General features: G+C 44.6%; 19 protein-coding genes and 1 pseudogene. 9 read left to right on the plus strand and 11 right to left on the minus strand.

The genetic code is table 11. The features are described 5' to 3' along the window. Nucleotides 1–142 precede the first annotated feature (142 nt). Nucleotides 143–367, plus strand: a pseudogene (locus RIG27_RS26835) (2-hydroxy-3-keto-5-methylthiopentenyl-1-phosphate phosphatase); the annotation flags it as partial. Nucleotides 368–610: 243 nt separating this feature from the next. Continuing rightward, complete coding sequence (locus RIG27_RS26840) at nucleotides 611–799, plus strand: hypothetical protein (protein WP_446348652.1); 189 nt, start codon at nucleotides 611–613, stop codon at nucleotides 797–799. 247 nt (nucleotides 800–1,046) lie between these two features. On the opposite strand, the gene RIG27_RS26845 is transcribed toward RIG27_RS26840, so the two are convergent. Beyond that, on the minus strand, nucleotides 1,047–2,393 hold the full coding sequence (locus tag RIG27_RS26845; RefSeq protein WP_446350233.1) for a glutaredoxin family protein: 1,347 nt from the start codon (nucleotides 2,391–2,393) through the stop codon (nucleotides 1,047–1,049). Between the two features lie 581 nt (nucleotides 2,394–2,974). Here RIG27_RS26845 and RIG27_RS26850 point away from each other — a divergent pair. Beyond that, on the plus strand, nucleotides 2,975–3,166 hold the full coding sequence (locus tag RIG27_RS26850) for a hypothetical protein (protein WP_006098246.1): 192 nt from the start codon (nucleotides 2,975–2,977) through the stop codon (nucleotides 3,164–3,166). A gap of 414 nt (nucleotides 3,167–3,580) precedes the next feature. Here the strand turns inward: RIG27_RS26850 and RIG27_RS26855 are convergent, their stop codons facing one another. Then, nucleotides 3,581–4,369 (minus strand): SDR family NAD(P)-dependent oxidoreductase, encoded by a 789-nt coding sequence (locus RIG27_RS26855; protein WP_446350234.1) that lies wholly within the window; start codon nucleotides 4,367–4,369, stop codon nucleotides 3,581–3,583. A gap of 198 nt (nucleotides 4,370–4,567) precedes the next feature. Between RIG27_RS26855 and RIG27_RS26860 the strand changes: the two genes are divergently transcribed. The 5 genes from RIG27_RS26860 to RIG27_RS26880 all read left to right on the plus strand — a co-directional run bounded on the left by RIG27_RS26860 (nucleotide 4,568) and on the right by RIG27_RS26880 (nucleotide 11,929). After that, complete coding sequence (locus tag RIG27_RS26860; RefSeq protein WP_446350235.1) at nucleotides 4,568–6,655, plus strand: acylase; 2,088 nt, start codon at nucleotides 4,568–4,570, stop codon at nucleotides 6,653–6,655. 186 nt (nucleotides 6,656–6,841) lie between these two features. Further along, the gene (locus tag RIG27_RS26865; RefSeq protein WP_446348644.1) at nucleotides 6,842–7,009 is read left to right on the plus strand and encodes a hypothetical protein; all 168 of its coding nucleotides are present in this window, start codon (nucleotides 6,842–6,844) and stop codon (nucleotides 7,007–7,009) included. Next, nucleotides 6,948–8,552 (plus strand): iron uptake porin, encoded by a 1,605-nt coding sequence (locus RIG27_RS26870; protein WP_446350252.1) that lies wholly within the window; start codon nucleotides 6,948–6,950, stop codon nucleotides 8,550–8,552. Before RIG27_RS26865 ends, RIG27_RS26870 begins: the two co-directional genes overlap by 62 nt. A gap of 378 nt (nucleotides 8,553–8,930) precedes the next feature. Further along, the gene (locus tag RIG27_RS26875; protein ID WP_446350236.1) at nucleotides 8,931–10,277 is read left to right on the plus strand and encodes a pentapeptide repeat-containing protein; all 1,347 of its coding nucleotides are present in this window, start codon (nucleotides 8,931–8,933) and stop codon (nucleotides 10,275–10,277) included. Further along, the gene (locus tag RIG27_RS26880) at nucleotides 10,277–11,929 is read left to right on the plus strand and encodes a dipeptide ABC transporter ATP-binding protein (protein WP_446350237.1); all 1,653 of its coding nucleotides are present in this window, start codon (nucleotides 10,277–10,279) and stop codon (nucleotides 11,927–11,929) included. Before RIG27_RS26875 ends, RIG27_RS26880 begins: the two co-directional genes overlap by 1 nt. A gap of 93 nt (nucleotides 11,930–12,022) precedes the next feature. Here RIG27_RS26880 and surE read toward each other — a convergent pair whose 3' ends face one another. The 7 genes from surE to RIG27_RS26915 form a co-directional block, all read right to left on the minus strand. After that, nucleotides 12,023–12,700, minus strand: coding sequence for a 5'/3'-nucleotidase SurE (gene surE, locus RIG27_RS26885; RefSeq protein ID WP_446350238.1), 678 nt, complete (start codon nucleotides 12,698–12,700; stop codon nucleotides 12,023–12,025). 164 nt (nucleotides 12,701–12,864) lie between these two features. Beyond that, nucleotides 12,865–13,389, minus strand: a complete 525-nt coding sequence (locus RIG27_RS26890) for a tetratricopeptide repeat protein (RefSeq protein WP_446350239.1) — start codon at nucleotides 13,387–13,389, stop codon at nucleotides 12,865–12,867. A gap of 66 nt (nucleotides 13,390–13,455) precedes the next feature. Further along, the gene (locus tag RIG27_RS26895; RefSeq protein WP_446350240.1) at nucleotides 13,456–14,469 is read right to left on the minus strand and encodes a CHAT domain-containing protein; all 1,014 of its coding nucleotides are present in this window, start codon (nucleotides 14,467–14,469) and stop codon (nucleotides 13,456–13,458) included. A gap of 395 nt (nucleotides 14,470–14,864) precedes the next feature. Further along, nucleotides 14,865–15,818 carry a DUF1822 family protein gene (locus tag RIG27_RS26900; RefSeq protein WP_446350241.1) on the minus strand — a complete coding sequence of 318 codons (954 nt, stop codon included), beginning with the start codon at nucleotides 15,816–15,818 and terminating at the stop codon, nucleotides 14,865–14,867. A gap of 2 nt (nucleotides 15,819–15,820) precedes the next feature. After that, entirely contained in the window at nucleotides 15,821–16,636 is an 816-nt protein-coding gene (locus RIG27_RS26905) for a sigma-70 family RNA polymerase sigma factor (RefSeq protein WP_446350242.1), read from the minus strand. A 233-nt stretch (nucleotides 16,637–16,869) separates the two neighbouring features. Then, entirely contained in the window at nucleotides 16,870–17,091 is a 222-nt protein-coding gene (locus RIG27_RS26910; protein WP_446350243.1) for a type II toxin-antitoxin system HicB family antitoxin, read from the minus strand. After that, nucleotides 17,088–17,360 (minus strand): type II toxin-antitoxin system HicA family toxin, encoded by a 273-nt coding sequence (locus RIG27_RS26915; protein ID WP_446350244.1) that lies wholly within the window; start codon nucleotides 17,358–17,360, stop codon nucleotides 17,088–17,090. The genes RIG27_RS26910 and RIG27_RS26915 overlap by 4 nt, the downstream gene beginning before the upstream one ends. Before the next feature lie 335 nt (nucleotides 17,361–17,695). Here RIG27_RS26915 and RIG27_RS26920 point away from each other — a divergent pair, with 335 nt between their 5' ends. After that, nucleotides 17,696–18,085, plus strand: coding sequence for a hypothetical protein (locus RIG27_RS26920; protein WP_446350245.1), 390 nt, complete (start codon nucleotides 17,696–17,698; stop codon nucleotides 18,083–18,085). Between the two features lie 180 nt (nucleotides 18,086–18,265). Here the strand turns inward: RIG27_RS26920 and RIG27_RS26925 are convergent, their stop codons facing one another. Together RIG27_RS26925 and RIG27_RS26930 are read right to left on the minus strand one after the other, a co-directional pair. Beyond that, on the minus strand, nucleotides 18,266–20,776 hold the full coding sequence (locus tag RIG27_RS26925; RefSeq protein WP_446350246.1) for a CHAT domain-containing protein: 2,511 nt from the start codon (nucleotides 20,774–20,776) through the stop codon (nucleotides 18,266–18,268). A 112-nt stretch (nucleotides 20,777–20,888) separates the two neighbouring features. Then, nucleotides 20,889–21,326, minus strand: a complete 438-nt coding sequence (locus RIG27_RS26930) for a two-partner secretion domain-containing protein (protein ID WP_446350247.1) — start codon at nucleotides 21,324–21,326, stop codon at nucleotides 20,889–20,891. Nucleotides 21,327–21,826: the final 500 nt, after the last annotated feature.

Raw genomic sequence — 21,826 nt, forward strand, 5'->3', positions numbered from 1 at the left:
TGGGGAAGTGCCTGTGGACTGGTTGACCCTGAGCGGAGTCGAAGGGTTGAGTGCCGACACTGCCAGAGTGAAGCAGGAAGTAAGCATCAAGGTTAGATTTGACTACGGTTGATCAGTTTTGAGTAGGTCTTATGTAACGGATAGTGAATTGGTTGCCAAAGTTCAAGTGATGGCACAACACCCTGCACAAGAACAGATTGCGATCGGGGATTCGGTGACGGATTTTAATATGGCATTGCACGCCTCTGTCGTCTTCGCCCGCGATCGCCTCAGGCAGTATCTCGATGAACGTCAAAAGCCTTACTTACCCTGGAATGACTTTTTTGAGGTGCGTCAACAGCTATCGCAGCTTTGGGGAAAAACCTAAAGAATAGTAGGGCTGTAGGGGTGGGTTTTACCGATAACATTTTGGCACTGTCCCGATAACTTGACTAAACCCGCCCTTCTCAGGAAATAGGGGGAGATAAGGTTCAGTTTCAAAATGTAAAGTTTTGTAAAATAAATTTTGCCAAAACTTTATTGAAAAGCCTGTTCAGCTTCATCGAATTAAAAAAATAACATTTGTATGATGAAATAGTTTACTTAAAAAATTACAAGTCCGAGTAGCATCATGGTTTATCAACAAAACGATCGCGTAAAAATTATCAAAGGTTCTCTCAAAGGTCATACAGGAAAAATTGCCTCTTGTAGCCATGAAGGTAGCTATTTTATTGCCAGAGACTTGACGAATCAAACCAACGATATGTCCAACCTATACGGACCCCTGCTGGGCGATGAAATTTCACCTTTATCCTATTAAATTGAATTCACTCATACAATGCGAAAACAGGGGGAGAAGAAAAAATTCCCCCTTTAAGCTGTTGTGCATTTAAATTGGGCATTAGTAGCAAGCAAGATGCTGCCCTACAAGGATTTCACTAGTATTGACATTAAGGTTGAAATGCCGAATCCTTTGCATAGAGAACTAACGCCTCCGTGTAATCAGTGCGACTAACCTGTGAACTCCCCACCCCTACCATTGCTGAAAATCAGAGAAATCAGTGTGATTATCCCAGGGTTAATAACTCAGGTTTAAACATCATCGCCAGACCAAAGAATAGCATAAATAGTCCGCCAACGAGTTTCAGCACTCTCCCTTGGTTTTCAGTGAGTCGAGTGGACTTAAACGAATAGATAAAGTTGCCTAAAATAGCCAACAGCGGAATAACGTAAATTCCGGCATACAACGCTGTCCACGAGATATGACACAAGCCAATTGTATCTGAGCAATACTGTAACAGCGCCGTCATGTAAACCGCAGGCAGAATCGCTGTACAGCCAAGTTCGACAATATTTACAAAGACGGCTAATAAAACAGTCCCGGCTAATGCAGCGAGAAACATCTTGCGATCGCCTTTAGCATTTCTCAGATTTCTGACGATCTTTCCCGCTCGTTTATTTATCGTTGACTGTTGTTTTTCTGAGAGGGATAGGGAGATAGATTTTTTGAACCAAAAATAATCCTTGATATTGATCAGACCCGCCCCGGTAATCAGAATTCCCAGAATTTGCATAAATCGAACGCCATAGTTTTCCAGGAAGACTGAACCCGCCAAGACCATCAGCATGATAAAGATAAAATACATCACCGCTGATGTGATAATAAAGGTTGTCCCCACCAAGGTCATATCCTTGCGACTGCGGGTATAGGTGAGTAACGACAGCAGAATGACTAAAACCGTGAACGCACAGGGGTTAAAACCGTCAGCAAGGGCAATGGTAGAGACAAATAGGGGGAAGGGAAGCCCTTGGGCAAAGGTTTTAATTACAGCATCAGGGGTGAGAGCAAGAAATACAAATAGACTGATGATCGTTGTTGCCAGCAACCCGCCAATCCAATAGCGTTTACCTTGTCGTTTCTCAAGCTGGTCTTTCAAAAACGGATAACTACAGAGATACCAGAACGGGATTAAAAAGACCTGCCACGGGGGGCTGGTTTGTTGCTGAGTCGTTTGATCAGTTTTGGGTAAATTGATTGGAGATCCGACGGCTGTTTCTATCGCTGCAATAATTTGGTTTTTGTAGCCGATATAAGCTTGATGAACTGGAATGTATTCCAAGGGTCCTTCGGCTTCGCTATAGCCAATGAACATTTTATCCTCAACCACAGTCCTAGGAACCGCGCCGGACGAGATTCCCCGCGCTTTTTGGAATTCCTGCCATTCCTTGGGATTGTCGTTAACCTCAAGGGACGTAACCTCAACATTTTTATTGTGTTGATCGATATAAGCCATTAACGGCTTTTGCTGGAGGCAATGGGGACAGGTTTTGCTGTGGAAGAAATAGACATTGACGACATCATCCCTAGCCTGAGCAACGGATTGAAAGGAGGTCACGAATACCAGACCAACCATGATGATAAAGGACAGGATCGGTCTGCGGTAAGATTTAACCATCATTTTTTAGCGTCCTTTTTACATGAGGAGAAATTTAGGAGATGATACTTCTACTTTAAATCCATCACCGGGCGAGGATCTGCTCTTAGAAAAAAGACGTAATAGTTCTATCTTGACAGGATGAGCATGATGTTTTGAAGCGGTGGGCAATGCCCACCCTACGATATATCAAGGGTTTTGGCGCTCCCCAAATGCACGCTTTTCAGTGCCATTGATCCCAAAGCTGTATTTCCTGCAAGGGATCAACGGTGTATACCCAATCTGATGAAGTCACCCCTAGGCATGAACTAGGGTACATTTTCCTGGGAACCTTTTGCCCTCTACTATCTGCTTTCTCGTTTGTTCTGTTGGATGCCCATCGCTTATACCCCAGCAATACCAACGGTTTCCAGAGTTCTGTGTTATTGTAAGACATTGTAAATCTGAAGGCTTTCTAAAATCTGTCTAAAGATCGTTGCTGATGGTGTAAAAAAATTGTCAAGATACTGTATAAGTAAGAAAAGCTAATTTTTGAACAAACGTGAAACAGAGGAATCATAATGGTTTACAAGCAACATGAACTCGTGCAAATCACCAAAGGCTCTTTAAAGGGTCACACGGGAAAAATCGCGGCTTCCAGCCATGATGGAATCTACTTTATTCAAGGAAACTGGAATAGTCACGAAACGGGTGCTTCCAATCTGTACGGACCCCTGTTAGGAGACGAAATTACGCCAGTGGCGAACTATTAAGCCTCAACTGCTCCTATAGCAGCAGAGGCGTGACGAATTGGTCATAATTCCTTGATTACCTCGATTAATCTAAACGTTTTCGTTTTCAGACCCCTCGATTTATACAGACAACTGAAAGGGTGCAGCCTAAACCGGGTTGCACCTTTGTCATGTTGAGTTTTATCTTCTCTGGTAATAATCTATTTTAATCAGTCAACACGATTTAACAGTATAGAGTAATAAAATTAGCAATCTTAATCTTTTACTTCAATAAAACTTATGTATAGCTCGTGAACCGAGGCATTTCCTTATCGAACGTGGTAACTTCCAGAAGGGCGGGTTTAGTTAAGTTATCGGTTTGGCGCCATAAGTTATCCGTCAAACCCGCCCCTACAGCCCCTATTCCCTATTCCCTATTCCCTGTTCCCTTTTTCTTTATTTTTGAGGACGAAATTGCTGCTCGACAAGCTGTACCAGGGTTTTTCTGGGCAAAAATCGGGGCAGATTAGCGATAAAATTATTCTGCCACCGCCCTGTTACTACCGTACAATCATCAGCATCTAGAGCCTGGAGAATTTCCTGCACCACTACCTCTGGGGAATCGGTTGTTTGCTGTTTTAAACTCTCAGGAGCATATTCGGCAAAATTCGCCGTGGTGAAAAAGTTCGTTTCCGTTGGTCCTGGACAAGCTGCCAGAACTTTAACACCCGTGTGCTGATTTTCTGCCCAAAGCGCCTCACTGAAACTAAGAACAAAGGCTTTAGTTGCTGAATAGATGGATAGATAAGGAAGCGGTTGAAACCCAGCAATTGAGGAGAGGTTAATAATACTTCCAGAACCTCGTTGTTGCATCTGGGGGAGAAAGTGATGAGTCAAGTCTACCAACGCCAGGATATTAAGCTGAATCATCTCTAGCTGTTTACGCCGAGACGTCTGACTAAAGGCACCGTAGTCGCCAAACCCAGCATTATTAATCAGTAAATCGATGGAAATATTTTTCTGATTGACTATTTCAAAGACGTTGGAGACGGCATCAGGTACGGTAAGATCCTGGGGAATAACCTCAACTTGAATTCCATAGGTGGCTTGTAAATCTTGGGCAAGTTGCTGTAGTTTGGTTTGGGAACGAGCCACAATCACTAAATCGGTTTGCCGTTTAGCGAGTTCCTGAGCAAATGCAGCCCCCAGTCCTGCCGATGCTCCAGTAATTAAAGCAGTGGACATTAATGTTCTATTCTTTTTAGAGATGTTTAGGTTACCATTCTTAACCTAATTTCTAGTTTAACGTATTGCCACTAAAATGGTGCAGCCAAGAAGGAACTCAGCCTCAAGGAATATTTTACAATTCATTGTGGTTGATTAAACAAATAAAGTCTATAATTTATAGTCATACAAAAATATCGACGTTTATTTTAATTGCGAATGTCCCGATTGAACAAAAGATTTTCAGTTTTGATCGTAATAGTGCTGACGGTTATTTTTACTGTAGCCTGGGGAATTCACCGTCCAGTGACTGGAGACGATCAAACAGAGATTCTTTGGGATACCTGGGGCGTACCGCATATTTACGGCAATAATACCGAGAATCTATTCCAGGCGTTTGGCTGGGCGCAAGCGGCGAGTCATGGCAATCTTATTCTCAGGTTATATGGACAGGCACGGGGTAAGGCAGGAGAGTATTGGGGGCAAGATTATTTGGACTCCGATAAGTATGTCCGCACTATGGGTATTCCCGCCAGGGCAAGGGAATGGTACGAGGCGCAAGATCCAGCGATGCGGCGTTATCTGGATAGCTTTGCGGCGGGGATTAATCGGTATGCGTCCGAACATGATGACCAAATTGACGATAAGGTCAAGGTGGTTTTGCCCGTGGATGGGGTGGATGTGTTGGCACATCTGCAACGGGTGACTCATTTTAATTTTGTGGTGAATCCCCAGCGTTTGGAATCGTTGCAATCGGGGGATTTCAAAGCGGGTTCTAATGGATGGGCGATCGCACCGTCTCATTCGGCGAGTGGGAATGCGATGCTACTGGCGAATCCGCATTTACCCTGGTCTGATTTTTACCTGTGGTACGAAGCCCAGTTAACCGCCCCAGGGATTGATGCGTATGGGGCGGCGTTGGTGGGAATGCCGATGTTATCCATCGCGTTTAATGATCAGTTGGGTTGGACCGCGACAGTAAACACTCATCGGGGTTGGACGGCTTATGAACTTACTTTGGCGGATGGGGGATATGAGTTTGATGGGCAAGTTCGCCCTTTTGAAACCGAAACCAAAACCCTAAAAGTAAAGCAGGACAATGGGACACTAGAGGAACAGGAATTGGTGATTCGGCGGTCAATTCATGGTTCTGTCGTTAGTTCACAGGAGGGGAATGCGATCGCGTTGCGGGTGGTGGGGTTAGACCAACCCCAATTAATGGCACAGTTGTGGGATATGATGCGATCGCGTAATCGCCAAGATTTTGAAACAGCCGTCGCCCGTTTGCAACTGCCCATGTTTACCATTCTCTATGCAGACCGAGACGGGCATATTTTACATATATTTAATGGTCAAGTGCCAGTGCGTTCTCAGGGAGATTGGCACTATTGGCAGGGTGTGGTTCCCGGCGATACCTCCGAAACCTTATGGACAAGGTATCACCCCTATCAAGATTTACCTCGCATCCTTGACCCAGAAACGGGTTGGTTACAAAATGCTAATGATCCACCCTGGACGACTACATTCCCCCAAGCGATTAATCCTGATGATTATCCGCCCTACATGGCACCCCAATCGATGAATTTCCGCGCCCAGCGATCGGCAAAAATGTTGATGGGGGAGAATTCAATTAGTTTTGAGGAGATGATTGCCCGGAAATTCTCCTCGCGTCTAGAATTGGCAGATCGGATACTCGATGACTTAATTGCTGCAACGCGACAGTCAGGGGATGAGTTAGCCAATGAAGCCGCGAATGTGTTAGCCAACTGGGATCGACAGGCAAATGCAGACAGTCGCGGAACGGTTTTGTTTGCCACTTGGGTAGAATTAATGCCGAATACGAATCAGTTTGCTACAGGTTGGAATCCCCAATCGCCTCTGACTACCCCTGATAGTTTGGCAGATCCGGTGGCGGCGGTGGAGGTTTTAGCAGAAGCCGCCGCTAGGGTTAAAGCAGGGTATGGGAGGTTAGATGTCCCTTGGGGTGAGAGGGCGCGATTAAAGTATGGGGATGTGGATTTACCGGGAAGTGGCGCGTCTGGGCAGTTGGGCAGTTTCCAGGTGATTAATTTCGCCCCGATGGATGAGACAGGGTTGCAATCAGTGGCTGGGGATAGTTATATTGCCGCGATCGAGTTTTCTGATCCGATTAAGGCAAGGGTACTCACGGTTTATGGCAATGCCACACAACCGGGTTCTGGGCATATTGGTGATCAGTTACCCTTGTATGCACAGAAGGAATTGCGATCGGTTTGGCGGACTCGTCAGGATATCGAGGCAAATTTGGAATCGCGGACGCTGTTTTGAAAGAAAAAACTTCGATCATTTAGGGATAATAGCTGGAATCGACGATTAAAGGTTTATAAAATCCTAGAAATAAGCCTTGATACGATAAAAACAAATACACTTATTGAACTGATACAGTAGAGGTTAGGGGGTGAAGTTATATAAACACCCCTCAAACCCTTACAAATGACAAATGACAAATGACGAATGACAATCTCCACCGTTAACTTTAATTGTCCCCACCTACTTAAGTATTCAACCGGACATAAGGAGAAACCGAAAAATGGATCAAATTTTGCCGAAACTGCTGTGGATGAGTACTGCGATCGCGTTTTGGGTAGTGTGGGCTGGAACTGTTACGGCACAAGAGGTTGAGGTGCAGGGGTGTGGGGGTGGGGGGGAGTTTTGTGTTTTAGGGGAAACCTTAGAGAGTCCAGAAACAGTAGGGAATGAGTCGAGTGATCCGACTGAGAACCGAATATACCCAATTAATCAGTACGAGGATAATAATAGCTTAGGTCAAGTGACGAATGTTTCCCAGTTGCGGGATGTACAGCCCAGTGATTGGGCATATACCGCCTTGCGATCGCTCATTGAACGATATGGCATACTCACAGGGTATCGCGATCGCACATTCCGAGGCAATCGGTCAATGACTCGCTACGAATTTGCCGCCGGATTACGTCAGGCTTTAGATCAAATCCAATCCTTAATTGCTAGGGGAGGCGATGTTCCTCCCACAGACTTAGCCACACTGGAACAGTTAACCAATGAATTTGTTTTAGAACTCTCCCTGCTACGGGGTGATGTAGATGCCTTAACCGCCCGAACTCGAGAACTGGAACTGACCCAATTTTCGACAACAACCCAACTGGATGGAGAAGTTATTATTGGCGCGGCGGGGATTGTTTCTGAGGATGATACTGTCACCACATTGGGACATCGTACCCGCTTAAATTTAGACACCAGTTTCACGGGTCAAGATTTACTGCGAACCCGACTACAAGCGGAAGGATTAGGGCGTCTGGAACGTCGCACAGGTACACCGGAAGGGGAACTATCTTTTACTGGGGCTAGTGATAGTGACTTGGAGATTGATGCTTTATTGTACCGTTTCCCGATCGGGAATCAGACGCAAGTCGTGATCGCGGCGAATGCTGGGGCGGCGGATGACTTTACGGATACGATTAACCCTTACCTGGATGGGGATGGCGCGAGTGGGGCGGTATCTCGCTTTGCTACTCGTGCGCCGATTTATTATCTCGTCAGTGGGGCGGGTGTCGGGGTAAGACATGCAGTAAATGATCACTTAGAAGTCAGTTTAGGCTATTTAGCTGGGAATGGCGGAAATCCGAAACCCGGTAACGGCTTATTTGATGGGGCTTATGGCGCATTAGCTCAAGTCAAATTTGAGCTTCGCGATCGCGCCACGATTGGCTTGACTTATGTTAATGCGTATAACCAAGACTGGCAAGTCGGCAGTCAAGACACTAATTTAGTCAATCAATTAGACTTACCCGTCGTTACAAATTCCGTTAACCTCGCTGCTTCCATACAACTTAATCCCCGATTTGTGGTTGGAGGATGGGCGGGTTATACCAAAGCCAATGTTATTGATGAAGGGGATGCTAATTTATGGTATTGGGCGCTAACATTAGCCTTACCGGATTTCGGCAAAACTGGCAATCTAGGCGGATTTATTATCGGGATGGAACCCAAAGTCACCGGGAGCGATCGCCTGAAGAATTTAGGCATTGATGATCCGAGTACCTCCCTACATCTAGAAGCATTCTACCAGTATAAGTTAACCGATAATATTACAATTACACCAGGGATAATTTGGTTAACTGCACCGGATCATAATAGCGATAACGATGATGTCTTCATTGGCACAATACGAACCACATTGCAATTTTAAAGGGGCGGGATTGTCGGGGCGCACATTCCGTGCGTCCTAATCAAGGTATGTTGAAAATTGTATAAATCGTAGGGTGGGTTAGGCGGAATTTAATTCAGGCGATAATTATTTAATCAGCTATCCGCCGTAACCCACCGATATTCAGGTGGGGAATGGCAAGCTACGTCATACTCGCTTTCATCGAGAAGCAAGCTACGTTTATGTAAGGGGTTGAGCCAAAGCGCCATTGAATAAAGGGCGGGTTTTGTTGTTCAGTTATCGGTAACCAGCCCAATTGAGTCCCTAAACCCGCCCCTACAATGGATTAATAAATTCTGAATTCGAGTTTTTTTACATGCTGGTTTAAAATAGTAAATACTTATCTATACTAACTATTCTATGCGTTTATCCACGATTAAAACCCTGCCTTTAGCCATCGGCTTTACAACTATCGCTCTAGTTATCCTGCTATGTCTCAGCAATTCTGTGCAAGCCGCCAAGGATCAAGATGTAGAAAAGCTCTTAGATGAAGGAGAATGTCCGACTTGTAATCTGCGGGGAGTGCGTTTGAGGAAGCGGAATCTCAGGGGGTTTAATATTGAAGGCGCTAACTTAGTTGAAGCCGATTTAAGAGAAGCTGACTTACGGGAAGCCCGACTTGCTGGGGCAAATTTAGAGGATGCAGATCTCCGGAATGCTCAACTCGCTAACGCTAATTTATTTCGTGCCAAACTTCTTAACGTTAATCTACAAGAGGCGAATTTAGAAGACGCTAATCTCCAGAATGCCAACTTACAATTTGCAGATTTGCGGAAAGCAAACCTGATGAATGCTTCATTACAGAATGCTAATCTGACTCGTACCAATTTACAGGAAACCGATTTAAGACAGGCTAAATTAGCCAATGCATCTCTAGAAGGAGCCAATCTCGGTGACGCTAATTTAGAAGGAACCTCATTAAGAGGGGTAAACCTCAAAGGCGCTAACTTAGAAAATGCCAAGTTATTTCGCACCGATTTAAGGGGAACCCAATTTAATAGTCAAACGGTTCTGAATGACAAATGGTTATTCATTTGGGAGTTGGTTAATCAAGGAATTTCCGGACAAGCGTTAGCGGGGGCGGATTTGTCAGGTGCGAACTTAGAAGGGTTGAATCTGGAAAACGCAAATTTAGAAAATGCCAATTTAGCTGAAGCGTATTTATTTATTGTCAATTTACGAGGGGCTAATCTTCAAGGTACTCAGTTGACTAATACTGAATTGCGCTATGCTGACCTGAGTAATGCCGATTTAACCAATGCCAACTTAAGAAATGCCGAACTCGGAAATGTTAATTTAGCCGGAGCTAATCTAGAAAATGCTAACCTGATAACTGCCAAAATTAATGAAGAGACTACCCTTGATCTCAAATGGCGTTTGGTTTGGGAAATTGTGAATCAAGGGGCTGAGGAACGTGAACTACGGGGTGCTAATTTATTTAATGCTAATTTAAACGGAGCCAATTTCCGCAATGTGAATCTGAGTGGTGCGAGTCTGTATAATTCTGACCTTCAAAACACGAACTTTGAGGAAGCAACCTTGTTTCAATCCGATTTGAGTAATGCTAATTTAGCGGGGGCGAATTTGCAGAAGGCTAATCTACAAGAGGCTAATCTAGAGGGGGCTAATCTAGAGGGGGCTAATCTTAACCAAGCGAATCTCTGTAACGCCATTCTGCCCGATGGCACACAACAATCTTGTGAATAATGACTTTATTTTGTATCGAAAATTTACACATTGCCTATCCAAGTAATCCGGGATATTGGGCGGTGGATGATGTCTCATTTACCCTGAATCCTGGAGAAAGATTGGGATTAGTGGGAGAGTCGGGGTGTGGTAAATCCACTCTGGGACGCGCCGCGATGCGGTTATTACCAACAGCAACAAAAATTGAAGGACAAATTAAATTTAAAGGAGAGTCTGTTTTTGAGTTGAACCCAACTCAACTGCGCCAGTTTCGCGGGGGAGTGGTGGCGCTGATATTTCAAGATCCAATGACACGCCTTGATCCGTTGATGACGATTGGGGATCATTGTCTGGAAACCTTACAAGCGCATCAACCTCAGTTATCGCGTTCTGAGTGTAAGCAAAAGGCAATTGAAACCCTAGAAGCGGTGAAGATTCCGGCTAACCGTTGGTCCCAGTATCCCCATGAATTTAGTGGCGGAATGCGGCAACGAGTCGCGATCGCACTCGCCCTTTTACTCAATCCTAAGATGATTGTCGCGGATGAGCCAACCACGAGTCTAGATGTCACCGTATCTGCCCAGATATTACAGGAACTGACGCGACTATGCCAAGAACGGGAGATGGCGCTGTTGTTAATTTCCCATGACTTGGCAATGGTAGGGGAATACTGCGATCGCGTGGCGGTGATGTATGGGGGCAAACTGGTAGAAATAGGGGCAGTTGGGGACATTTTGCACTACCCTGAGCATGAGTATACGCGATCGCTCCTGCAAGCGGCGCTGCTTATGCAAACGGTGAATGATGGGGAACAATGTAGAGACGTTGCATGCAACGTCTCTACGCCATCGAAGAACAATCTACCAACACCCATTCTCCGAGTGCAACAGTTAAAGCAGTATTTCACCTTAGAACAAAATTTTATTGCCCAATTGTTTTCCCGCGAACCTCAACTGATCAAAGCCGTGGATGAGGTTAGCTTTGATCTGTATCCGGGTCAAGTTTTGGGATTGGTGGGAGAATCAGGATGTGGAAAAAGTACACTATCGCGCACAATTTTGCAACTGATTCCACCCACCTCTGGTATTGTGGAATTTCAAGGTATTAATTTAACCCAACTGAACCGGAAATCCCTACGGGATATGCGGCGACACATCCAAATGATTTTTCAAGATCCCTTGGCTTGTTTGAATCCCCTAATGACAGTGGGTGATAGTATTGCTGATCCTCTATTTATCCACCACCTAGCCAAAGCAACAGAAGCGAAACATCAGGTGATGGAAATGCTGGAACGGGTGGGATTAACGCCTCCAGACGACTACTACCACCGCTATCCCAGAGACTTATCCGGAGGACAACAGCAACGAGTCGCGATCGCACGGGCGTTGATTACTCGTCCCCGTTTGATTATCTGTGATGAACCCGTGAGTATGTTAGATGCAACTGTGCAGACGCAGGTACTGGAATTAATGCGATCGCTAAAACAGGAGTTTGAGTTAACCTATTTATTTATTACCCATGACCTTTGGGTAGCCCGGTTTTTCTGTGACGCGATCGCGGTGATGAATCGGGGTCAGATTGTGGAAATGGCAGAAACGGAAACGTTGTTTACGAATCCCCAGCATCCTTATACCCAAACCCTATTACAAGCCGCTCCATTATTGGCGGTGTAGGGGCGGGTTTTACTACTATCGTTTCGGTTACACCCAGATATAACTAAACCCGCCCCGATGCAGGTTGCTAGATTTCCCGTGAAAATTGGGAATTCAAAGAGAAAGAAGAGTCACGGCGATACTACCGCTAAAACAAATATCAACATCTGTACCGGGGGCGCGATCGCGTTTGGCATATTCGCCTTTATAGTAATAGTGATCCCCCTCTACAACATAGTTAACCGGTAAGGGTTGAATACTCGGTTTACAGAATACGATATCGGGTTCTGGAGAACCGGGTTCTAGGTGAGGTAAATTGACATTCCAAAACATACCTGGAGGAGTGGTACGTTGAAATAACTCCCCTAACACTCGGGTTGCCCAACAGCTGGCCACTTGCCAATCAATCACCAAAGGGCGTTTAATCCAGTGGGAAATCGCAATCCCTGGAATTCCCAGAATTGCCGCTTCCCGCACCGCCGCGACTGTACCGGAAATATGCACATCTACTCCTAGATTACCGCCTGCATTAATCCCAGAGAGTACCCATTGGGGGTTTTGCACCAGTTGAGTCAGGGCGAGACGGGTGCAATCGGCGGGTGTACCTGCGACTGCGTAGGCAAATTCTGAGCGCTGTTGAACCTGGATGGGCTGATGCGTGGTAACTTGATGACTACAACCGGATAAATGGGTTTGAGGCGCGACGATGACGCCTTTACCCTTAACCGCTTGCTGGAGTGATTGAATCCCTGGAGCATCTATTCCATCATCATTGGTGAGAATTAAAGTCATCTTAGGGGCGCAACTGATAACACCAATGTTATAGCATAGCGGTAAATTGTTGATTGTTGATTGTTGATTGTTGATGACTTCACAAAACTGTGGCAAGTTTATCCCTATAGTTGAGCCAAAAAGTTACTGTTCATCATTTTTCAAAGAGTATCTCAACCTTTTTTTTACAGTTCATTCACCCGTTGGATATCGCCTAACGCTTCATAGTGGGCTAGGGCTTGATTGTACCATTCCCTAGCCTTTTTGATTTCCCCCAATGCGGTGTAAAATTCACCTAAGTCTTCTGCAACGAGGGCGGGAATATCCGTATCTTGACTAGCTGCAAGTTCAAGAGCTTTCTGATAGTTTTGGACAGCAAGCTGAGATAATCCTATTTGTCGATAGAGTGTACCCATTTGGTGATAAATAGCGGCGGTTGGGTTTCCTTGACTGACTAAATCGTCTAGAGTTTCAATGGCGTTTTGTTTCAAATCGTGGCTGAGGTAAAGGTTGACCAAGGATAGGGCTTTGGCTTCTGGGTTGAGTTGATTATTAGCGAGAATTTGGGAGGCGGCTGTCTTGATTTGGGCTTGGGTTTGGCTATCCAGGATTCTGAAACCAAGTTCAGGTATATTTTCCTCAACCGAACCGCGATCGCGAGTTTCAACTGTCCATAAATAATACACGCCCGGTGTTAGAGGTGTATACATTTATCTAACCAATTGTTACCAATTGTTACCAATCGTAGGGTGCGTTAGCGCAGCGTAACGCACCGTTTACCCTGCTTGATGGAATGATTGACCCCCGGCAAATTCAGTGAGAAAATACGTTAAAAAGGCTTGGGCAACTTTATCGGGAATTAATTCCCGCATGACAATCATTTGGGGGATATTCAAGTCGTCTAATTGTTGGGCGAGTCCCAAGCCATCACAGGAGTTGAATATTGCCAGTTTTAACCCCCGTTTTACGGCTTTTTTTAAGGCGCACCAGAGTTCGTTAACGGTTAGGTAATCGGTGGGATTAATATAAATACGTCCGGTATCATTAATTGTTTCACTATGTCCGGCGAAAAAGATAATATCCCAGGATTGTTCCCATAACTGGTCGTTTATTTCTTGGTGCGTCTTTTCGACGAGGAATGTGGTTTCAGTATTGGGTAAATTTTCCAATAGTTTTCGGTCTTTGTCAACATCGATATCTTGGCTATGACCTAAAATAGCGAGGATTCTTATTTTAGCGGGGTGGGGTGTCTTCGGGGATGTTCCAGTGGGTTGAGATTGCAGGGGAATGCGGGCGGGTTCAGCTTGGGAATAATGGTGAAAAAAATCCCATTCTTGCCAGGGAAGTTTGAGTAATTGGGGATCTTCGGTGCGAATTAGGAATTGAATTTGATCATCGGGATTTAAATTTTCTCGCAGTTGTTTGTCTAGGGAATGAAAGGAGTCTGAATCCAGCCATGCTTTCATGCGATCGCGTAATTCTTGGGCAGAGGTTTTACAGTCGTGAATTCGCTGTTTTAGGGTTCCTTCATACTCAACTTCTACGGCTTTTAGTTTTCGGGTTCGTGCTGGTTCACCCAAGGGACGATAGAGTTCTAGCCAATGGTGGTGTAAGTGGGCGGCTAATTCGGGATTAGGGGGTAATGCATTGGTTTGATCGAGGTCAAGTAATGTGTGAATCGTTGGCTGATTTTCGGCGGAGGAGTCACTTTTTTCCTGAATTATCAGATGGACAGAAAATCCTTGGGTTTCTAAGTTGCCAACGGGTCTAAAAATGACGAGTTTAGTCATGGTATATCTGGGTTGAATAGATACCCTGGAAGGGGGGAACAGTTTATTAAGTAGGTTGGGTTTCGACTTCGCTCAACCCAACAGCATAACGTTAGTTTTTGTTGGGTTTCGTTCCTCGATTGAACCGACAATGGTGACTGTAGGGGCGCAAGGCTTGCCATTGGTGTCAACTTAAGCTCAACCCCTCACCCCCAGCCCCTCTCCCACACCGGGGAGAGGGGAGCAAGATAATCCGATCCCCCTTCTCCCCACGGAGGGAGAAGGGGTTAGGGGATGAGGGGGAAAATGTCAATGAGTAGATAGACACAGCTTAAAACCTTGGCAGCATTGCTTTTCTACCTTAAGTTGATACCAATGAAGGCTTGCGCCCGATTTAACGATTAAATCCTGTTTGATTAGACAACAAATGCTTCCGTCATATTAACATCACCTAACGCTAATTTGATACTGAACTGATCACCGGGATCAGCTTTGAAACGCCAGCGAATATGTTCGGTGGTTCGGGTTTCCGTTTGAATCACCGCTTTTCCATCTTCATCGAGTAGGATGACTTGAAGTTCTTGGGGAAGATAGACTTGACATCCTGTGGGATAGACTTCAACAGAGATACCCATTTGGGGTGAATGGGTGGGTTTTAAGCCAATACATAAAGCTACTGAGTCACTGTCTTTTTGAAACTCCATACGTTTGCCGCATTTCACGCCATTAGTTGATGGTTCAGAATGAGTTCTGAAGCTAAAAGCGGGGTCTTGGGGTAACTCAAGCAGTGCTTCTAGTTTCTCCCAACCAACGGCAAAAACATTATCCAACCATTGACTCAACTGTATGGGTTCTGGAACAGTTTGCGCCTCTTGGAGGTGCTGTAAATGTGTGAGTAAATCTTTGAGCGATCGCAACTGACTTAAGGGGAGTTCTTCGCTGTCTACGCTGTCAGTAAATCCCAGAAGTTTAGCTTGCTGATTTTGGGTATCAATGTGTACAATAACGTAACCAATCCGATCCTCGTGAACTTCTGGGGGAATCATACAAACAGGTGTATCTGTCAAGGAGTCTGGAGAACGCAGGGGGCGACATTCTAACCGCCCAATTCCAGTTACGTCTAAGTCGGCGACATCAAAGAATAAACGCATGGCGGGATTCCAGCTATCGCCAGCATTTAAATTGGTGGGGATATCCAGGATTCGTAGATAGTTATTGACAGCACAAACGGCTAGAGTATTCAGATAGACTTGTTCATACTGTTGCGGATGCGGCTGCTGTTGGGCAAAGGCTTCCGCAATCTGGAGGGATTCCTGGGTAATCGGCATCGGAATGGATAAATCGTCGGTAATTTCTGTGGAGTTAATCATAGTTATTTCCTAGGTTTACGGATATCGTTTTCGTCTATATATCCTTGGGCAATTATAAATTGTTCGAGTAGCGGTTTACATCGACGGCTATAAAATTTGGGTAAGTCTTTGGCTTCAGCGGGGGTGAGGTTAAATTCAGCAGCGATAATTTTCCACGGTGTCTTTTGGGGTGATAAGTTATGTCGTAGTAATAAAACTTGGGCATTAATCTGGGGACGATTTCTAAAGCAAGTGTGGCGTAATACCTGATCGGGATCATGGCGAACCCAGGCTTCGGTTTTTTCCCACATTTCTAGAAATCGCGGATTATGATCTGGGGGAGAGGCTTTAGTGTCAATGGGGTCGAGAACTTGCCCTTCTTCGGTTTCAATTCGCAGGTAACTGGCGGGGATGTCTCGTCGGCGGCGATTGCCATCTCGGAAGCGCCTGAGTCGCTTTTTTAGTTCATCATCTAGCCAGGTTGTCACATTTTTTAGGGTGGGTTCATAGTCTTCGGGATGTTGGCAACAGTATTCCCACATTTGTTGGAGTGCATCTTTATAGTAAGGTTGATCCTCTCGATATCCTTTCCAAAGTTTTCCAGAATTCATCACGAGTTTATGTACCTGACTCATAGTTTGCCGACGTTGCCAACTTCCAGGGGGATCAGTGCAGGCGGTGGCGATAAGGTGGCGGAGTTGTTCATTGCGATCGTCCATGATTGGATCGGTTGAATGGGTGTGAGTTGCATGGGTTATGGTTGATGGGGGTTGTTCCTTGGGATGATTGCCAAGGGTAGGGGGAATGGGTGGGTTTGGGGTTAAGTCATCGCGATGCATAAACCGGGTTAACTGGGGGATATATCCTTTTCTATTACGTTACACGGGTGATATTGAGGTTTTTCGCAGGGTTGACTCAATTTAAGCTCAAGCGTTAACCCGCCTTCGGTTAAAACCCAAGGAACCAAAAGCTCAAGACTACCAAATAATTTTAGTCCACTTTAGTGGACTTGAGCTATTAGCCCGGAGTTTGAACTCCGGGCTCCGGGCGGTTTATCGGGCTGACTATTAAATTAAGAAGCAATTTGATAGATAGCAGGTCTATATTTTGGCGTGGGAATTGGCTTTCCTTCTGCTTTTGCCGTTTCTAGCCAAGCAGCTTTAGCTTGCAAAATTTCCTGGACGGCTTCCTCAATGGTTTCACCAAAGGCTGAACAATATTTCAGATCGGGAATATCTGCAATGTAGCCTTCGTCTTCTTCGCTATAGAAGATATTGATATGATAATCTTTCATGAATTGTCCTCGTCTAGATTACTTTCAAGTGTAAGGGCGTGTTCTTCAATCAAGCTTAGGAATTGTCGGACTTGGTAGACCACTGCTTTGCCTTTCTTATTTTGGATATTGACGATTTCGGGAATATCAGGATGGTTAAAGATGTGATGGCTACCATTGATGCGGGATAGGGTAAACCCAAAAGCTTCAATTAGAGTGACGAATTCATTAAACTGGATGTTTTTTGATCCAGCCAAAACTTTTTCTAGTAATTTACGCTTTTTTGACATTTTCGTTCAAGTTCATGGCGGACAGCTTGTCTACTTGATGTTGTCGTACCTACCCGTGTCTCTAAACTGGCTGAAGCAATAATTACCCCAGTTTAACTTTAAGCTAGGGCTTGCTGAATAAGTATTAGGGATCTGGGGTAGCCTCAAAGCCCCTCCCCGTGCCGGGGAGGGCTAGGGAGGGGTCTTTCCCCTAGTTAATTGACCCAACAGTATCAGTTATTTCCCAGCTTTCAAAGTCAGGCAGATTTAAGCTGTCATGCATTTAAATTGGGTATTAGTAGCGAGCAAGATGCTCGCACTACCATCCTTTCGCCATTATTGACATTAAGGTTTAAATGCCGAACAGCTTATATCAGGTTCGCTTGCTCAACTTACCGCCTAATTTGGTTTGGCGTCGCCGCAGCGAAGTTGCTCCTAATGCACCCAATGCCAAAATGCCTGCGATAGAAGAGGGTTCGGGAATTTTTTGTGGCTCTTCGGGTTGTGGTTCTGGAATTGGTGTTACTGGTAGTGGTAATGGTGGTGCTACTGGTGGTGGTGCTACTGGTGGTGATGCTACATCTAATTCAGGTGGAAAATCTGGAACTGACTCTGATGACGACTGTATTACTTGTGCTTTTACAGGAAATACCATCACCACACTAGATAAAAGAAACAGAACCGTGAAAATCATTTTCATTGGAGATACTCCTTCTTTACTTGAGACTGTTCAAACTGTTACTTAGGATTGGTTGCTCAGAAGTACGCTTGCTCAACTTTATCGATTTCTCTGTAAGCATTGAGCTGAGTTGACTGTCAGTTGTTGTATGCGTTATCACCTCCTTTAGTGTGACTGTTGAAAACTTGATGGCTAGCTGTATGAGAGATAAAATCTACCCAATAAACTCTTCTCTACAGCGCAAAAGTTACCAAGGGCTACCAATTACAGTAAAAGCTGCCCAATAAGCCGGATGGGATACGTTTTCATCACGTAACATAGCTAGTTGTGCCTGTCGCAATGCCTCAGCTTTTATAGATGATGCACTCAACTGTTGATAAAAATTGGTCATCAGCTTAAATGTTGCGCCATCATTGGCTCTCCAGAGACTAGCGACAGCAGATTTCACCCCAGCTTTTACCGCTAATCCAGCAAAACCCATCTCGGCATCTTTATCCCCCAATGCAGTTTGACAAGCACTTAAAACCAACAGATTTACCTTGGGTTGATCAGACCATTTAAAACGGGTTAACTCATCTAATTGTAGTTTTTCATCCCAAAGTTGAATATAGGAGTTGTTCACCTTTCCAGGTTGGAATTTAGCATGGGTAGCTAGATGAATGATGTGAAACGGTTGCTGGCGTTGTGCCTTCAAATTATTCATTGTCACATCTTGGTCAAAAAAGGTTCTCCCTGACTCCAGCGTTTGAGCTATGGTTGATATTTCTTCGGGTACACTGGGCAATGGTTCTTGTCCTGATGGAAATTGGGAGATTCCCATTGCGACCAGTTTTTTGTTGGTAATATTTTCATAGCGGATATCGGCAAGAGTTAAGGAAGGGATGAGGCTAAATCGATACTTTTCTACTAAAAACTGTTGTCCATCATGTAAAGCTGCCAGTGGGATAGAACGCAAACCTGACCCTAATGAGAACAATAATGTATCTATATTTTGCGCTTGCAGGTCAGCCTCTAAGGGTCGAATCAGCAAATCATATAGTTTTTGAGCATCAGCTTTATAGAGTTCCGTCTGGGTTTCTTGTACTGAATATAAAAAATCGTTAACTAGCTGGAGCAAAGTTTCATTGTTAGCTTCCAGAGTATTTTCACCAGCAGGTTTACCACCAGAAGAAATCATTATGCGTTCTATCTGATTATCGGATATGGCGATATGGATAACAGCAGATCTTATCCCAGTTTGGCGTTCAACTTCACCCAGCATGGCTTGAATCTGTGTAACTGACATGAGTTGGTTTGGGAATTTTTCTCCGAAGTATTCTTCAAATTCTTTTGTTCGCGATTCCTCTACTTCAAGTATCCTATCTTCTAAATTTCCCGCATTAGTTGGGTCTTCAAGCACTGGATTGTCGAATGTAGGAATAGGCGATGTTAGCGGTAGTGGTGATGACGTAGGAACAAACTCCGGTGGAAAATTAGAAATATTACTAGCTTGATTAGTGGAACTACTATCTGGATTGTTAGAAGGAATATTGAAAGTAGATGTTTGATTAAAACTGGAATCAAAGGCTGAATTAGGCATTGGATTAGAATCCAGTGTGGGAGTTTTGTTAGAAGTTTGACTAGCCTCTGATTCATTGGTTACTGGGTTTTCAGGGTTGGTATTGACCGTTAGTGTTCCTGAAAACAAATTTACTTCAACAACCTCAAAATCATTACAGCGGTTTCCGCTGCAATCGGGTGGAACTGCTGGAAGACCTCCACCCCCCATACTACGACCTGACAAATTTACATCTCCAAAATTTATCTCTCCAAGATTACTGGTTAAGGTAATATTGCCACCATACCAATAATCACTGCTAGTATTAATATTTCCTGTACTGATATCACCATTAGAAAATAGTTCAACATGACCTCCTCTACCGCCAAGGGGACCAGTGCTAGAGTTGATATCATCAGTCGTTATGCTCCTGTTAGCTGTAAGAGTAATATCGCCCCCTTTGCCACCACCTAAACCAAAAATACTATCAGATGAGTCTATAATGCCTGTGTGAATAGATCCTTCTGTACTTGTTAGCGTAATTTTTCCTCCTAGTTGGCTGCGACCACTAAAAGGAGAAGCATGACTTGAAAAAATTCCTTCCGTTGTAATGTCACCAGTAGCGGTGAAGGTTATATCGCCACCAACACTTTGATAATAATTACCTCCAGAGTTAATTTCTCCTGTAACAATGTTCCCGTTAACAGCATTAAGGGTGATATGACCACCGTCACTATAAGCAAGATTTGCAAAATCAATACCGTTAGGGGACGAGTTCAATTCCCCTGCGTTGATATTACCGCTGCTATTAAGGATGATATTGCCAGACCTGGTAGTAATATTTCCCAGAGTTAGACCCACTCCGGAAATCGATACAGTTCCTGCAATTGAATAAATAGTGTCATTAGGGTTCATCAAGAAATAACCCAAACCATCACCGTCAGCATCTGCTGTTAATGTGAGATTGGTATCCCTGGAAAATTTTAATTCATTATCCGCTAAATCATTGATGACAATATTATTCGTCGCTTCCAAAATAATATTCGTATCTCTTGCCAACCCTTCCAATGTCGTCTCATAAATCACAAAAGGAGAACCCGGTTCAGCTTGAAATAAATCCGGTAACGTGTCATCATTTGTCCCATTCCCCGAACCATCCCGAATTTCAATATCTGTCGGATCAAGTAACAACGTCCCCAAACCGCCATTCGCCGCACTCAAATCCACCGTTCCCTGAACCATCAAATTCTGCTTTCCCGACACCTCAACAAACCCGCCATTCCCCGACGCCATCCCACCACGGGCGCTAATATTTCCCCAAAAACGAGTCGTATCATCCGCCCAAACAATCACCTTTCCCATTAATCAGCGAGGGATTACCCCCACTTATCCGCCCTAAGATATTCTGAATATGGGGAGTTGCCCAGAAATTAGCCGTTTGACCGGAATTAAGTCCAAATTGTTCAAAATCGTGGAATAAATTACCCCCATCTTCAGAAAGACTTCCCCCCTGAATATCAAATTGATTCCCATTGGGTGTAACAATTGTATTTGTCCCATCTGCTGCGGGAACAATTGGTTGGGCTTGTACAGGGCTACTATTGATTAAGACACAGAGGCTGAGGATATAGCCACAGGCATTTAGGTAAGGTGAGACGACAGGGTTTCTGACGGAATCATCGGCGCGAATCTTTTGGTAAACATTAATCGCCGATGACGCCACGGATGTGATGAGTTGGCGGTAAAACAGATTCCATCCCTGATTTGACATACTGTTCTCCTGCGGACATGGTTAAGCCGCTATTGGTTTTGATTCCAATTCCCCAGAGGAATGGCTTGGGGGTATGGATACTCCTATTGGGTTACACGGCTGAAACAGAAAGTTTTCGCAGATTTTGGGCAAAAAATTTTTTTTGGCGATTTCTGTGCGAAATTGGGCGCAATGGAGGTAGTAACGAATAGAGGGGATCAGGGAAAACGTAGTCAGGGCGGGTTTAGTTAAATTTGGATCAACCCAAAACGTTAATGGTAAAACCCGCCCCTACAGAAACAAATCCCTTCCCGTTAGGTTTAACCGCAACTGGGTATCTGGAACAATCAAGGGTTTCCTCTATGTAGCTGCGGTTTCTAACCGACGATCTGATCAAAAAAAAGCTCTAACCCTAGCATATCACTTGAGTTAGAGCCACATTCAAATCACCTCTAATTATCATGCACAATACCATCATTTCTCAAACTAATCCCGGTTTGGCAAATCGCCAATCCCGGCTG

The sequence above is a fragment of the Coleofasciculus sp. F4-SAH-05 genome (assembly GCF_040222985.1).
GTDB lineage: Bacteria > Cyanobacteriota > Cyanobacteriia > Cyanobacteriales > Coleofasciculaceae > Coleofasciculus > Coleofasciculus chthonoplastes.

Coding starts and splice junctions, on each gene's coding strand:
- surE (WP_446350238.1), bottom strand. CDS start 12,700: ATGACTTTAATTCTCACCAATGATGATGGAATAGATGCTCCAGGGATT.
- RIG27_RS26845 (WP_446350233.1), bottom strand. CDS start 2,393: ATGGTTGGTCTGGTATTCGTGACCTCCTTTCAATCCGTTGCTCAGGCT.
- RIG27_RS26905 (WP_446350242.1), bottom strand. CDS start 16,636: ATGCATCGCGATGACTTAACCCCAAACCCACCCATTCCCCCTACCCTT.
- RIG27_RS26910 (WP_446350243.1), bottom strand. CDS start 17,091: ATGAAAGATTATCATATCAATATCTTCTATAGCGAAGAAGACGAAGGC.
- RIG27_RS26865 (WP_446348644.1), top strand. CDS start 6,842: ATGACAATCTCCACCGTTAACTTTAATTGTCCCCACCTACTTAAGTAT.
- RIG27_RS26930 (WP_446350247.1), bottom strand. CDS start 21,326: ATGTCAAATCAGGGATGGAATCTGTTTTACCGCCAACTCATCACATCC.
- RIG27_RS26920 (WP_446350245.1), top strand. CDS start 17,696: ATGCCGAACAGCTTATATCAGGTTCGCTTGCTCAACTTACCGCCTAAT.
- RIG27_RS26850 (WP_006098246.1), top strand. CDS start 2,975: ATGGTTTACAAGCAACATGAACTCGTGCAAATCACCAAAGGCTCTTTA.
- RIG27_RS26870 (WP_446350252.1), top strand. CDS start 6,948: ATGAGTACTGCGATCGCGTTTTGGGTAGTGTGGGCTGGAACTGTTACG.
- RIG27_RS26840 (WP_446348652.1), top strand. CDS start 611: ATGGTTTATCAACAAAACGATCGCGTAAAAATTATCAAAGGTTCTCTC.
- RIG27_RS26855 (WP_446350234.1), bottom strand. CDS start 4,369: ATGTCCACTGCTTTAATTACTGGAGCATCGGCAGGACTGGGGGCTGCA.
- RIG27_RS26900 (WP_446350241.1), bottom strand. CDS start 15,818: ATGATTAACTCCACAGAAATTACCGACGATTTATCCATTCCGATGCCG.
- RIG27_RS26895 (WP_446350240.1), bottom strand. CDS start 14,469: ATGACTAAACTCGTCATTTTTAGACCCGTTGGCAACTTAGAAACCCAA.
- RIG27_RS26915 (WP_446350244.1), bottom strand. CDS start 17,360: ATGTCAAAAAAGCGTAAATTACTAGAAAAAGTTTTGGCTGGATCAAAA.
- RIG27_RS26875 (WP_446350236.1), top strand. CDS start 8,931: ATGCGTTTATCCACGATTAAAACCCTGCCTTTAGCCATCGGCTTTACA.
- RIG27_RS26880 (WP_446350237.1), top strand. CDS start 10,277: ATGACTTTATTTTGTATCGAAAATTTACACATTGCCTATCCAAGTAAT.
- RIG27_RS26860 (WP_446350235.1), top strand. CDS start 4,568: ATGTCCCGATTGAACAAAAGATTTTCAGTTTTGATCGTAATAGTGCTG.
- RIG27_RS26890 (WP_446350239.1), bottom strand. CDS start 13,389: ATGTATACACCTCTAACACCGGGCGTGTATTATTTATGGACAGTTGAA.